The sequence below is a fragment of the Stappia albiluteola genome (genome assembly GCF_014050225.1).
Classification (GTDB): domain Bacteria; phylum Pseudomonadota; class Alphaproteobacteria; order Rhizobiales; family Stappiaceae; genus Hongsoonwoonella; species Hongsoonwoonella albiluteola.
Map to the genome: position 1 here is coordinate 128,194 of NZ_JACFXV010000067.1, position 13,766 is coordinate 141,959.

Genomic DNA, 13,766 nt, shown 5'->3' on the forward strand with positions numbered 1-13,766 from the left:
TGACATTCGCATTTACATATGACAAGATGATGCGGCGGCGCGGTCATGCTGCCGAACTTGTCGCGACAATCCGCGTTTTCGCATCTGGGAGGAGAGAGAAATGCGACTAGAAAAGCTGCTGCGCGTAACTGCGCTCGCCGGGACCCTCGTGGCGCTCGCCGGCGCGTCGGCGATTGCCGCGGACTGGCGCGGCTGGAACATCCATCCGGAAGGCTATCCGAACACCGTCGCCCTCGAGCAGTTCGCCAAGGACGTGGCGGAGAAGACCGATGGCCGGGTAACCCCGACCGTCTATAACGGCGGCGTGCTCGGTTCGCAGCCGGACGCCATCGAGCAGACGCGCAACGGCGCGCTCGACTTTGCCAACTTCAACCTCGGACCCATGGGCCCCATCGTTCCGGCCACCAACGTCCTGTCGCTTCCCTTCCTCTTCACCGGCGTCGACCAGATGCACAAGGTGATGGACGGCGAAATCGGCCAGCGCTTCTCCGATGCCATGGCAGAACAGGGACTGGTGGCGCTTGCCTGGTACGATTCCGGCTCGCGCAGCTTCTACAACACCCGGCAGCCGATCCAGACCCCCGCCGATCTCGCCGGTATGAAGGTGCGGGTGATGAACAACGATCTCTACGTGCAGATGATCGACCAGCTTGGGGGGAACGCCACGCCGATGGCCTATGGCGAAGTCTATCAGTCGCTGAAGACCGGCGTGATCGACGGCGCGGAGAACAATTACCCCTCGTTCGAATCGAGCAACCACTACGAGGTCGCCAAGTTCTATTCGATCACCGACCACCTGATCATTCCGGAATGCGTCTGCATCGCCAAGGCGAGTTGGGACAAGCTTTCTCCGGAAGACCAGGAGATCGTGCGCCAGGCCGCCATCGACTCCGCCACCCTTCAGCGCAAGCTTTGGGAGGAGCGTTCGGTCGCCAGCCGCCAGAAGGTCGAGGAATCCGGCGTCAAGGTGAACGAGGTGCAGGACAAGAAGGCCTTCCAGGAAAAAATGGCTCCGGTCTATGCCGCCTTCATCAAGGCCAATCCGGACCTCGAGGAGTGGATCACCGCGATCCAGTCCACCAATTAAGCAGCCTTCCACTCAACTGGCCCGGGAGCGTCGCTTCCGGGCCTTTCTTTCCTGTCGGAGTTTGCCTTGAGCGTATCTCAGGAGGCCGGCGATGCCGGTCCGAAGATAGATGCCCGGCCGGCAGCCGAGAAAGTGCTCGACTGGCTTACCTGGGCATGCATGGTCGTCGCCGGAACCTTGCTCGTAATTCTGGTTGCGATCTTCGGCTGGCTGGTCTTCGGCCGCTATGTGCTGAACAGCACGCCGACATGGGTGGAACAATGGTCGCTGATCATCGTCGCCTATGTCACTTTCCTTGGGGCGGCCGTCGGTATTCGCAGAGGCACCCATCTCAGCATCGATTTCGTGCGTGAGGCGATGCCGGGTGCCGTTCGCATCCCGCTGCATCTCCTCAGCGATCTGATGATGATCGTCTTCGGCGCCTTCATGGGCTGGCAGGGCTGGCTGCTCGTCGCCACCAACGTCAACCGTATCGTGCCGCTGATCAACATCTCCGAAAGCTGGCGCGCCGCTCCGGTGATGGTCTGCGGCATCCTTATCGTCCTCTTTGCCTCATTCGACATGCTGGCGCGCATTCAGCGCGGCATCTCGCGCGGAGTTTGACTTACATGGGGCTTCTCATCCTGTTCGGCCTCTTCTTCGGCGCCATGATCGCCGGCGTACCGGTCGCCTTCGCGCTCGGCATCGCGACGGTCGCGGGCTTCCTTTACGAAGGTCTGCCGCTCTTCGTCGCGTTCCAGCGCATCCTGTCCGGCATATCCGTCTTCTCGCTGCTGGCCATTCCCTTTTTCATCTTCGCCGGCGAACTGATGCTGCAGGGCGGCATCGCCAACCGGTTGGTGCGGTTGGCTGCCGCCGCCGTCGGCAGCCTGCGCGGCGGCCTCGGCATCGTAAACGTGGCCTCGTCGATGCTCTTCGGCGGCATCTCCGGTTCGGCGGTGGCGGATACGTCGGCGCTGGGTTCGATCCTGATGCCGGTGATGAAGGACAAGGGCTACGATGCCGACTATGCGGTCAACGTCACGGTGACGTCGTCAATCGCCGGCGTCGTCATCCCGCCGAGCCACAACATGATCCTGTTCGCGGTGGCCGCCGGCGGCGTGTCGGTTTCCAAGCTCTTCATCGCGGGCATCGTACCGGGCGTGCTGATGTGCCTGTGCCTCGGCGTCGCCGCCTATATCGTGGCCGTCAAGCGCGGCTACGGTTCAGAACCCTTCCCGGGCTTCACGGTGCTCGCCGGCAGCTTCATCGTCGCGCTGCCGGGTCTCTTCACGGCGGTGATCATCGTTGGCGGCGTGTTGTCCGGTATCATGACGGTGACGGAATCGGGTGCCTTCGGCGCGATCTATGCCCTGGCCGTGACCGCGCTCGTCTATCGCGAGCTGAGCTGGGAAGGCTTCAAGGCGGCGGTGGCCGGCGCCGTGCGCACCACGTCCCTGGTGATGATCCTCGTCGGCTGCGCCTCTGCCTTCGCCTATCTGCTGGCGCTCTACAGGGTGCCGGAACTGCTGGCCAGTGCGCTCACTTTCGTCTCCAGCGAGCCCGTGGTCATCCTGCTGATGCTCAACCTGATCCTGCTGGCACTTGGCATGATCATGGACATGGCCGCGCTCATTCTGATCTGCACGCCGATCTTCCTGCCGGTGCTGCGCGATCTCGGCATGGACCCGGTGCAGTTCGGCATCATCATGATGATGAACCTCGGGCTTGGCCTGTGCACGCCGCCGGTCGGCGCCTGCCTTTTCGTCGGCTGCGTCATAGGCGGTGTGAAGATAGAGAACGCGGTCAAGACGATCTGGCCCTTCTATCTGGCGATTTTCGTGGCATTGATGTTGACCACCTACGTGCCGGCGATATCCCTGACGCTACCCGGACTGTTCGAATGAGGAATGACGATGTTGAAACGACTGCTGATCACCGGCGCAAATGGCGGGCTGGGCAGGATGGCGCGTGAGCGCCTCGGCCATATCGCCGAGACGATCCGGCTGTCGGATATCGTGGCGCCCGCGCCGGCGGGTGAAAGGGAGGAGGTCGTCGTCTGCGATCTGGGAGACATGGATGCCGTGATGAGCCTGGTGGAGGGCTGCGACGGCATCCTGCATCTGGGCGGAATTTCGGTCGAGGACACGTTCGACAAGATCCTCAATGCCAATATTGTCGGCGTGCACAACCTCTACGAGGCGGCCCGCAAGACCGGCAAGCCGCGTATCTTCTTCGCAAGCTCCAACCACGCCATCGGCTTCCATCGCCAGGACGAGTACCTGGACGCCTCCGCCAACCTGCAGCCCGACGGGCTCTACGGCGTTTCCAAATGCTACGGCGAGGCGATGGCCTCGCTCTACCACAACAAGTTCGGCATCGAGACGGCGATCGTGCGCATCGGCTCCTGCTTCCCGGAGCCGGTCGACCACCGGATGCTGGCGACCTGGCTGTCGTTCGACGATTTCGTCTCGCTCGTTGAATGCATCTTCCGCGCGCCGCGTCTCGGCTGCCCGATCATCTACGGGGCGTCGGACAACGATCTATCCTGGTGGGACAACAAGGCGGCGCGCTATCTGGGCTGGCGGCCGAAGGACAATTCCTCCCGCTTCCGCGACAAGATCGAGAAGACGGTGGCAAAACCACCCGCCGATGCTGTGCAGTCGGTCTATCAGGGCGGCAAGTTCGTGGCCGATCCGATCTTCGAATGAGGCGGATCGTCGAATAATCTGATATAAGGATGCCATCTTCGTTCGAGGAGATCGAAATGGTATCCGATCCCGGCACGCCGACCCTGGATCAGCTCCAGGTCCTTCTGGCTGTCGTCGACGCGGGAAGTTTCGCAGGAGCGGCACGCAGCCTCAACCGCGCGACGTCGGTCATCAGCTATTCCATCGCCAATCTGGAAGCACAGCTCGGGCTGACGCTTTTCGACCGGGAGACGACGCGCAAGCCGCGGCTGACGGACGCGGGGCGCATGATGGTGGCCGAGGCGCGGACCGTCGCCAACGGCGTCGACAATCTGCGGGCAAAAGCGAGGGGCATCCTGCAAGGGCTCGAAACCGAGTTGCACCTGGCGCTTGACGTGCTGATGCCGGAAGACAGGGTCGTGGATGCCCTGACCAATTTTCGCGAACAGTTCCCCACGGTGACGCTGCATCTGCATACCGAGGCGCTGGGGGCGGTGACCAAGCTGGTTCTCGACGGCGTGGCGCGGCTTGGCGTCAGCGGACCTCTGGAAACGGTGGATCGGATCGAGAGGATCGGCATCGGAGGCGTACGGTTGATCCCCGTTGCAGCGCCGCAACATCCCCTGGCACTGGCCGGCCGAAACCCGCCCGGTGCCGGGCGGGAGGAAGTCCAGCTTGTTCTGACCGACCGCTCGGATCTGACGGCGGGCCGGGATTTCGCGGTTTTCAGCACCCGAACCTGGCGACTCGCAGACCTCAGTTCCAAGCATATGCTGCTGAAAGCCGGCATCGGCTGGGGCTACATGCCGGAACCGATGGTGAGGGAAGACCTGAAGACGGGTCGGCTGGTCGCGCTCGACATGCCTGAGGGCAAGGGGCGGGACTATGTCTTCAACGCGATCTACCGGATGGATACCCCACCGGGGCCGGCGGGCTTGTGGCTCATCGAAAGGTTTCTCGGTCAGGAAGCGTGACCCGCCGAAAGCTCACAGGCTCCCGGGAAAATGCCCGGGGAGCCTGTGGAGATGGCGAGGCAGGCGAGGGGCCGCCTTTCCGTCAGGTCAGGCGCCTGTCAGGTCAGGCGCGGCGGGCGTCGAGGCTCAGCCGTCCGGCGCCGAAGGCGACGATCTGCAACAGGCCGCCGGCGATCGAGATATTCTTGAAGAAGTGGATGAACTGGTTCTGGTCGCTAAGATCGAAGTGGAAGGCGAAGGCCGCTGCCAGGGTGAACAGCGCCATGATCGCCGCGACAGCGCGTGTCCGGTAACCGGCAATTAGCGCAAGGCTTCCGATGATCTCCACCGCCAGCGCTGCGATATAACCGAGCGTCGCAAAGGGCAGGCCGGCCGATTCAATATAGGCGATCGTTCCGGCGGGGGCCTGAAGCTTCGAAATGCCGGAGAGCAGGAACAGGCCAGCGATCAGCACGCGGCCGGCCAGCGGCACGATGCCGTCGAGCGTCCTTGAGATTGCCGTTTCGGTGCCATGGGAGTGAGCGAGAGCGCCTGAATTTGCCATTTCGATATCTCCTCTGAATGAGCGCCCGTCCCGGGCCGCTTCGATGAGGGAAATATGGCATCGCCATGCTTTGCGAAAAACAGGGATAATATCTTCCGTTTCGTTCGAAAAAATAGAAAAGAAAATAAAATATCTGCTGGTGCTAGCGAGCCCCGCCCGCTTGCGGCAGGAGCTGTACTGATCCTCAGCTCTTTGTGCTATCGAGGTTCCAGTAGGAGCCTTCCTTGCGGCCGATATGGCTGATCATGATGTCGATGACGGGATCGATCTTGCCCTCGGCAATAGCTTCGGCCATTTCGACATGCTCGCGATACGACTTGTCCATATGGTCCGGATGGCGGCCGAGCCGGTTCCTGAGCGCAGCCATCTTGGCGGATATTGTCTGGTAGGCATCGTCGAGGAAGCTGTTGCCCGCGTGGTCGAATAGCTTCTGATGGAAATCCGTGTCGAGCTGTAAATAGAGCCGGTCGTCGCCGGCCGAACGCGCCTTGGTCATGTCGTTCACGACCCTGGCAAGGCTCTTGGCCAGGCCTTTCGGGTCGCGCTCCATAGCCTTGCGAAAGGCGGTGGTTTCCAGGCTGACGCGGACGTCGCAGATGTCGAACAGCGCATCCCGGTCGAGCTTGAAGACATAGGTGCCGCGCTGTGGCTCGGTGTGGACAAGGCCTTCCAGTTCCAGCCGCGCGAAGGCCTCGCGCACGGGCGTGCGGCTTACGCCGAGCCGGCTGGCGATCTTCGATTCCGAAAGCGCCTCGCCCATATCGAGATCGCCGTTGACGATCTCATCCCGCAGGACATCGGCAACCTGCTCGCTCAATGACTTCGGTCGTTGAATTTTCAGCATTTTCCCCGGCCCGTTCAATTCAGCACGCTTATAGCGCCGATCGTTCCTCAATCACAGCATTCTACTCTATTGACACACTGTATGCCAGTATGTCAGTTAAATGACCGCTAACAAGGCGGGCCGGAAGAACGCCCGTCGATCCTCGGGAGGGGTGGATGAGGCGCATCGAAGAAGCGCTGGTTACGGTCAACAGGGCGCTCGTCGCCGCAGCACTTGCGGCGATATTCGCCATCGTCTTCGTCAACGTGATCGGCCGCTATGTGTTCGGGTCTTCGCTTTCCTGGGGCGAGGAAGTGGCGCGCTTCCTGATGATCTTCGGCGCTTTCGCTGGCGCGGGACTCGCGCTGCGTGAGGGACGGCTGGTCGAGATCGACCTGTTCGTCTCGGTGTTTCCCGAGAGGCTCAACACGATGATCCGCTGGGGCGCGGTCGTCGTCATGGGGCTCTTCATGGCGCTCGTCTTCTGGTTCGGCGCGCGCTTTGTCGCCTTCGGCTGGCCAAAAGAGACCATGGCGACGGGGATTTCGCGCGGCATTCCCTATCTCGCCATCCCGACCGGTGCGGCACTCTTCCTTTGTCATCTCTTCTTCTTCGCCCGGCGTTTCGTCTCGCGCGACTTCGAGAGCGACGGCGATTATCCCGGTCAGGACGGGTGAGCGGGATGGCGAAGGTTCTGATCCTGCTGTTCTTCGCGACGCTTGCGCTCGGCATCCCCGTCGCCTTCACCATGGGTATCGCCGGCATGGCGGCGATCCTTGTCGACGGCGCGCTCAATCCGCTGATCATTCCCCAGCGCATGTATGGCGGTATCGACTCCTTCCCGTTGATGGCGGTCCCGTTCTTCATCCTCGCATCGGAACTGATGACGGCCTGCGGCCTGACGACGGCGCTGCTGCGTTTCGCCAACGATCTCGTCGGTCATATCCGTGGCGGCCTCGGCCATGTGAACGTGCTGGTCTCGATGCTGTTCGCCGGTATTTCCGGATCCGCGCTTGCGGATGCGGCCGGTCCCTCGGCCATCGTCATGCGCATGATGCGCCGGGCGGGATACGAGGCGAACTATGCCGGTGCGCTGTCTGCGGCGACCGCCACAATCGGCCCGATCATTCCACCGTCGATCCTGATGGTCGTCTATGCCATCGCCGACAGTCGCGTGACAGTAGCGGGCCTGTTCCTAGCCGGGATCCTGCCCGGGCTGCTGCTCGGTCTCAGCCTTGCCGCAGCCAATCATTTCGTCTCCGTTCGCCACGACTATCGTGGAAGAACCCACCGGGCATCCGCATCGGAGATCCTGTCGAGCGGTATCGCGGCGGGACCTGCGATCCTGATGCCGGCGATCATCCTGGGCGGCATCCTCGCAGGCGTCTTCACGCCGACGGAGGCCGGAGCCGTTGCGACCGCCTATGCGCTGGTGCTCGGGCTCGGTCGCCGCACGCTGTCGATGTCCGCTCTCTACCGGGTGCTGGTGCGCGCTGCGGTGACGACGTCGTCGGTGCTGATCATCGTTGCCATGGCCTCGATCTTCGGCTGGCTTCTGACCTATGCGCAGATCCCCCAGACTCTGGCCGGCGCCATTTCCGGACTGACGCAGGAACCGCTTGCCGTGCTCTTCCTCCTCGCCGGATTTGCGCTCGTCTGCGGCCTGTTCATCGACACCCTGCCGGCTCTGATCATCCTGACGCCGGTACTGAGCCCGATTGCGGCGCAGTTCGGCATCGACCCGCTGCAATTCGCGATGATGCTCGTGCTCAACCTGACGATCGGCATGATCACGCCGCCGGTCGGCCCCGTCCTCTTCGTCATCGCGACCGTGGGGCGCCTTCGCCTTGAAGGCCTGTCGCGCGCCGTCCTGCCGCTGCTTGCGGCGGAACTCATCGTCCTGCTGCTGGTCATTCTCATGCCGGCGGTGAGCACGGTGGTGCCCCGGTTCTTCGGATTTGCCAACTGACCCATCAGGGAGGAGAAACTGATGAGAAACCTGTCGAAATTCCTGAGCGCGACGGCAGCGCTCGCCATTGCCGCCTCAACGGCGGCGGCGCAGGCCAAGGAGCTGAAATACGCTCACTTCCAGGCGGCCGACCTGGCATCGCCCAAGCAGGCCGCCGCACTTGCCTTCGAAACCTGCGTGGAAGGCAAGACCTCCGGCGGCATCGACGTTCAGGTCTATCCCGCCTCGCAGCTCGGCGACGGCAGCCAGGTGATCGAGGGGCTGCAGCTTGGCACCATCCAGATGGGCGTCGTCCATGACGGCCCGATCTCGGCTGTCTACAAGCCCTTCGCCGTGCTCGCCATGCCCTATGTCTTCGACGACCAGGCGATGGCCTGGGCGATCATGGATGGCGCCTTCGGCAAGGAAATGTTCGAGGACATGCGCAAGGAGACCGGCATTCGCGTGCTGGGCGTGGCCGACAACGGCGTGCGCAACTTCACCAATTCCAAGCGTCCGGTCGCCGAACCCGACGATATGAAGGGCCTGAAAATCCGCGTCCAGACGGCGCCGGTGTGGACGAGGCTCGTGGAGTCCCTCGGCGCATCCGCCACGCCGGTTCCCTGGCCCGAGCTTCCAGGCGCGCTGCAGCAGGGTGTCGTGGACGGGCAGGAAAACGGCGTCACCAATATCGTCGACGCGTCGCTCTACCAGCACCAGAAATACGTTTCCCTCGACGGGCACGTGTTCTCCTGGCACGCCTACATGATCGCTGACGCGTTCTACGAAGGCCTGACTGATGCCGAAAAGACGGCGGTCAACCAGTGCGTGGAGATCGCCAAGGTCATCCATCGCGGCATGACTGCGGCCCAGGACGCCAACGCGGCGACGATCCTCGCCGCCAAGGGCATGGAAGTGGTGCCCGTCAGCCCCGAGCAGAAGGCGAAGTTCCGCGAGCTTTCCCAGCCGGCGGTGCGGGAGTTCATCGTCGGCGAGATCGGCGAGGACTGGCCGAACAAGCTCGACGCGGCCGTCGCAGCCTATCGGGACCAGTAAGATGCGGGCGGAGACCGATATCCTTCAGAAGGTGCCCGTGGCCGCCGTGCTGGAGCCCGGCTATGCGGACTATTCGACCGAAAGGGCGACCCTTCGTCCCTTCGGCGCGGATATTCTGGCGGTGGCCAGGGATCAGGATGCGGTCTCCACCCTCAAGGATCGCAACGTCTTTGCGGTGCTCGTTCGCGAGCGCCGTATCGACCGGGCTTTCTACGAGGATTTCCCGAGCCTTCGGCTGATCGTCCGTTACGGGGTCGGCGTCGACAATGTCGATGTCAAGCGGGCGTCCGAACGCGGCATCTACGTCGCCAACATCCCCGACTATGGCGCCGAGAACGAGGTGAGCGACCACGCTGTGGCGCTCTACCTCGCAGTCGCCCGGCGCGTCGTCAGCCGGGATGCCGAGGTGAGGGCGGGAGCGTGGGGCGTCGCGCAGGCAAAGCCGGTGCCCGGCCATCGCGGGGCGACGCTCGGGCTGATCGGCTTCGGACGGATCGCCAGGGCAGCCTGCACAAGGTTCAGGGCGCTCGGCTTTTCGCGGGTGCTCGTCAGCGATCCTCATCTGGATGCGGAAACCGCCCTCGCATGGGAAGTGGAGAGCGTCGATCTCGGCGACCTGTGCCGGGAGGCCGACGTCGTCAGCCTTCACACGCCACTGACGACGGAAACCCGACATATCCTTGATGCGGCACGCATCGCGTCGATGAAACAGGACGCCATCGTGCTCAATGTTTCGCGCGGCGGGCTGATCGACGAGGCGGCGCTCGCCGATGCCTTGATCTCCGGCCGGCTGTTCGGCGCCGGGCTCGACGTCTTCGAGCAGGAGCCGCCGGCACCAACCAATCCATTGTTCAAGGCACCCAACACGGTGCTCAGCGACCATTGCGGCTGGTATTCGGAAGCCTCCGTCAGGGAGCTCCAGACCAAGGCCGCGGAGGAATTGGCGCGCGTGCTTTCAGGGCATGCGCCGCGCAACTGGGTCAATCCCTGGTGAGCAGGGCCTGACCTTCAATCCGCACGCCAATCGGGCGGACAATCGGGAGAAAGCGAAGATGGAGCTCAACGAGCTGATCGCGGGTTTCCGCGAAACAGCGACGGCATCGGTTGCCGATGCGGTCGACAAGATCACCGGCAAGAAGGGATATCTCGACCAGGCGATCAAGCCGCGGATCAACGACAAGAAGGTCGTCGGCCCGGCCGTAACGGTGCTTGAGGGACCGACCGACGAATTCGTACCGCCGCAGCATGCGCTGGACGCGATCGATGAATCCGAACCGGGTTCGGTGATCGTGATCTCGATCTCCGGCGAGGCGAATGTCGCCGTCTGGGGTGGCCTGATGACGGCTGGAGCGGTCGCCAACAAGCACGAGGGCGCGGTGCTCGACGGCGCGGTGCGCGACATTACCGAAATCCGCCGCGACTACGACTTCCCCGTCTTCGCCCGTTCCGCCTCGCCCGGCACCACGCTCGGCCGCCACAAGACGCTGGCCGCCAACGTCGCCGTACCGATGGGAGATGTCATCGTGCGGCCGGGCGACATCGTCGTCGGCGATATCGACGGCGTGGTGGTGGTGCCGCGTACCCACGCCGAGGAAGTGCTTGCCATGGCGCGCGAGATCGATGCGCGCGAGCTGGAGCAGGCCAGGTTGATCATCAAGGTGGGCTCGTTGCGCGAGGGATTGGCCAAGTACGGGCGGATCTAGAACTGGCGGCAAGAGGGAGGAGAAGATGAGGAAGATTGCCATGCAGGCCATCGCGCTTGCCCTGCTGACGGGCGGCGCGATGGCGGAGGAGAAGGCGCCGGATCTCGAGATCGTCGCCGAGTGGAACAGCCTTCCCTACAAGGTCGAGGATGCCAACATCCGCAGGGCCTGGGAGGAAAGCGATATCCACGGCAAGGCGCTGATTCAGGGCGTGAAGCTCGACAGCGCCGGGAACATGTACGTTTCGACGGCCCGTTGGGGCGGCGCGGCCATTCCCGCGACCCTGTCGAAGCTGGTGAGGGAGGGTGACGGCTGGGCGCTGCAGCCCTTCCCCTCGGAGGCGATGAACGCGGTTGAAAATGCCGCTGGCCTCAAGGCCGTGCTCGGATTCGAGATCGACCGCAACGACGTGATGTGGATCCTCGACCAGGGCCATGTCGCGGGCAAGATGAGCGAGGGCGACGCGAAGCTGGTGCTGTGGGACCTGAAGGCCGGCAAGGAAATCGGCCGGTATGTCTTTCCCGCCGACCAGGCCGATCCGAAATGCTCGTTCCTCAACGACCTCGCGGTCGATAACGACACGGGCTTCGCCTACATCACGGATAGCGGCATCTTCTGCAATCCGTTGCATGGCGGGCTTATCGTCTATGACAGCAACACGAACTCCGCGCGGCGCATCCTTGACCAGTCGAAATTTACCAACAACGAGCCGAATTTCTTCTTCAATATCGACGATCGCACGGTGCTGAAGAATGGAGGCATGCAGACAGGCGCCGACGGTATCGCGCTGTCGGGCGACAAGGATACGCTCTACTGGACGAACCTTACGGGCAACACGCTCTACAGCCTCGATACGGACCTCCTGCGCGATTTCTCCACCTCCGAAACGGTGCTCGAAAACGCGGTGAAGACCGTCACCAGCCTGCCTTCAAACACGGACGGCATGACGGCCGACCGGGACGGCAATGTCTACATGACCGCGCTGACGCTCGACGGGCTGATGAAGCTCGACGGCAAGACCGGACAGTTGTCCCGTCTCGTCCATCATCCGGAGATGAACTGGCCCGACACGCTGGCCTGGGGGCCGGATGGAGCACTCTATGCCGTCTCCAACCATCTTCATGTCTGGGTCGACGGCGACATGAATTTCGACGATCCGGCCATACCGAACTTCCGGATCTGGAAGATCCCGCATGTCGGGGAAAGCTACACGAAGCCGTAACCTCCCAAGCAAACTGGCCGCGCCTGTTGAGGTGTTTCTCGGGCGCGGCCGCCTTTTGAAACGGGACCACCGATGACACCTGAAATCGTCTGCCTCGGCGAGCCGATGCTCGAATTCAACCAGCAGCCGGACGGGCGCTATCTGCCCGGCCATGGCGGCGACACTTCGAACTGCGCGATTGCCGCAGCGCGCCAGGGTGCGCGCGTCGGCTACCTGACGCGGATCGGGCAGGACGCCTTCGGCGACGAATTCATGAGGCTCTGGGAGGACGAGGGCGTCGATACCGTCTGCGTGGAACGGGACGAGAGCGCGCATACCGGCATCTATTTCGTGACGCATACCCGGGACGGTCACGCCTTCAGCTATTTTCGCGCCGGCTCGGCGGCAAGCCTTATGACGCCGCAATGGCTGCCGTCCGACTACGTCGCCTCGGCTCGCGTTCTGCATGTGTCCGGCATCAGCCAGGCGATCTCCGAAACCGCCGCGGACACAGTCTTTGCGGCGATAGAAGCGGCGAAGGCGGCGGGCACGCTCGTCTCCTACGATACCAATCTCCGGCTCAAGCTCTGGCCGCTCGACCGTGCGCGTGCAGTGATCCATGCCGCGATGAGCTGCGCGGATATTGCCCTGCCGGGCCACGACGATGCGCGGCAACTCACCGGGCTGGATGCGCCGGAGGACATTGCGGAGTTCTATCTGCGTCTCGGGGTTGGCATCGTGGCACTGACGCTCGGTTCTGAAGGAACTCTCATCGCCACGCCGGAGGAACGGCGGCGCATTCCCGCAAGAAAGGTCAAGCCGGTCGATGCGACCGCTGCGGGTGACACATTCGACGGCGCGTTCCTCGCCGAACTGGTGCGAGGGGCCGACCCGTTCGAGGCGGCGCGTTATGCGAATGCGGCGGCCGCTCTTTCGACGCAGGGCTATGGCGCGGTCGCACCGATGCCGCGCCGGGCTGAAGTGGAAGCCTTTCTGGCGGAAGGAGACGCATCGTGAGCAGGGTCTGCATCGTCACCGGCGGCACGCGGGGTATTGGCGCCGGAGTGGCAAGGACGCTGGCGGCCAAGGGTTGGCAGGTGGTGGCCACCGGGGTTAGCCGCGAGGAGGTGGAAGGTTTTCTCGCCGGCCTCGATGCCGATTTGCGCAATAGCGTGACGGCACGCGTCCTCGACGTGACGAACGATCTCGACGTGCGGAACTTCTTCGCCGATCAGGCGCGTGTTGATGGCCTGGTTAATTGCGCGGGCATCCTGCGGCGCGGCGAGGAATACGATCTGGAGGTTTTCCGTCAGGTCGTCGAAGTCAACCTGACGGGAACGATGCGCATGTGCGTCGCGGCCCATCCCTTCCTTGCCGAAACGGGCGGCGCGATCGTCAACACAGCCTCCATGCTGAGCTACTTCGGCGGGCCGCAGGTGCCGGCCTATTCGGCGTCCAAGGGCGGCGTGGCGCAACTGACCAAGGCGCTGGCCGTGAAGTGGGCGGCGGACGGCATCCGCGTCAATGCGGTGGCACCCGGCTGGATCGAAACGGAGATGACGCGAGGCCTGCGCGAAGACAAGGCGCGGGAAGCCGGCATCCTGTCGCGCACCCCGCTTGGTAGGTGGGGACAGGCGGGTGAGGTCGGCGCGCTCGTCGCATGGCTCCTGAGCGAAGAGGCAAGCTTCGTGTCAGGCGCCATCTATCCCGTCGATGGCGGATACGCCGCCGCTTGAGATTTGCATCCGCGAAGAAGTGGAG

General features: G+C 63.3%; 15 protein-coding genes. 13 read left to right on the top strand and 2 right to left on the bottom strand.

From position 1 onward, the window contains the following. The first annotated feature begins 100 nt into the window (after positions 1-100). The 5 genes from H2509_RS20060 to H2509_RS20080 all read left to right on the top strand — a co-directional run bounded on the left by H2509_RS20060 (position 101) and on the right by H2509_RS20080 (position 4,730). Positions 101-1,087, top strand: coding sequence for a TRAP transporter substrate-binding protein (locus H2509_RS20060; protein ID WP_182168248.1), 987 nt, complete (start codon positions 101-103; stop codon positions 1,085-1,087). 66 nt (positions 1,088-1,153) lie between these two features. Next, positions 1,154-1,690: a TRAP transporter small permease gene (locus tag H2509_RS20065; protein ID WP_235975133.1), complete on the top strand. Its 537-nt coding sequence runs from the start codon at positions 1,154-1,156 to the stop codon at positions 1,688-1,690. Between the two features lie 5 nt (positions 1,691-1,695). Next, positions 1,696-2,973, top strand: a complete 1,278-nt coding sequence (locus H2509_RS20070) for a TRAP transporter large permease (RefSeq protein ID WP_182168249.1) — start codon at positions 1,696-1,698, stop codon at positions 2,971-2,973. Between the two features lie 12 nt (positions 2,974-2,985). Beyond that, the gene (locus tag H2509_RS20075) at positions 2,986-3,777 is read left to right on the top strand and encodes an NAD-dependent epimerase/dehydratase family protein (protein ID WP_209002117.1); all 792 of its coding nucleotides are present in this window, start codon (positions 2,986-2,988) and stop codon (positions 3,775-3,777) included. 56 nt (positions 3,778-3,833) lie between these two features. Beyond that, complete coding sequence (locus tag H2509_RS20080) at positions 3,834-4,730, top strand: LysR family transcriptional regulator (protein WP_182168251.1); 897 nt, start codon at positions 3,834-3,836, stop codon at positions 4,728-4,730. Between the two features lie 103 nt (positions 4,731-4,833). Here H2509_RS20080 and H2509_RS20085 read toward each other — a convergent pair whose 3' ends face one another. Both H2509_RS20085 and H2509_RS20090 read right to left on the bottom strand, forming a co-directional pair. Beyond that, positions 4,834-5,274, bottom strand: coding sequence for a DoxX family protein (locus H2509_RS20085; RefSeq protein ID WP_182168252.1), 441 nt, complete (start codon positions 5,272-5,274; stop codon positions 4,834-4,836). A 184-nt stretch (positions 5,275-5,458) separates the two neighbouring features. Continuing rightward, positions 5,459-6,118 (bottom strand): GntR family transcriptional regulator, encoded by a 660-nt coding sequence (locus H2509_RS20090; RefSeq protein WP_209002102.1) that lies wholly within the window; start codon positions 6,116-6,118, stop codon positions 5,459-5,461. 155 nt (positions 6,119-6,273) lie between these two features. Between H2509_RS20090 and H2509_RS20095 the strand changes: the two genes are divergently transcribed. From H2509_RS20095 to H2509_RS20130, 8 genes are all read left to right on the top strand, one after another. After that, a complete protein-coding gene (locus H2509_RS20095; RefSeq protein WP_182168254.1) occupies positions 6,274-6,774 on the top strand; it encodes a TRAP transporter small permease in 501 nt (166 codons plus the stop codon). 5 nt (positions 6,775-6,779) lie between these two features. Then, positions 6,780-8,066, top strand: a complete 1,287-nt coding sequence (locus H2509_RS20100) for a TRAP transporter large permease (RefSeq protein ID WP_182168255.1) — start codon at positions 6,780-6,782, stop codon at positions 8,064-8,066. A 21-nt stretch (positions 8,067-8,087) separates the two neighbouring features. Beyond that, entirely contained in the window at positions 8,088-9,101 is a 1,014-nt protein-coding gene (locus tag H2509_RS20105; protein ID WP_182168256.1) for a DctP family TRAP transporter solute-binding subunit, read from the top strand. A 1-nt stretch (position 9,102) separates the two neighbouring features. Further along, positions 9,103-10,095 carry a C-terminal binding protein gene (locus H2509_RS20110; RefSeq protein ID WP_182168257.1) on the top strand — a complete coding sequence of 331 codons (993 nt, stop codon included), beginning with the start codon at positions 9,103-9,105 and terminating at the stop codon, positions 10,093-10,095. A gap of 58 nt (positions 10,096-10,153) precedes the next feature. Next, positions 10,154-10,804, top strand: coding sequence for an RraA family protein (locus H2509_RS20115; RefSeq protein WP_182168258.1), 651 nt, complete (start codon positions 10,154-10,156; stop codon positions 10,802-10,804). Positions 10,805-10,829: 25 nt separating this feature from the next. After that, positions 10,830-12,026, top strand: coding sequence for an L-dopachrome tautomerase-related protein (locus H2509_RS20120; RefSeq protein ID WP_182168259.1), 1,197 nt, complete (start codon positions 10,830-10,832; stop codon positions 12,024-12,026). 72 nt (positions 12,027-12,098) lie between these two features. Next, positions 12,099-13,022, top strand: coding sequence for a sugar kinase (locus tag H2509_RS20125; protein WP_182168260.1), 924 nt, complete (start codon positions 12,099-12,101; stop codon positions 13,020-13,022). After that, positions 13,019-13,741, top strand: coding sequence for an SDR family NAD(P)-dependent oxidoreductase (locus tag H2509_RS20130; RefSeq protein WP_182168261.1), 723 nt, complete (start codon positions 13,019-13,021; stop codon positions 13,739-13,741). The genes H2509_RS20125 and H2509_RS20130 overlap by 4 nt, the downstream gene beginning before the upstream one ends. The last annotated feature ends 25 nt before the right edge of the window (positions 13,742-13,766 follow it).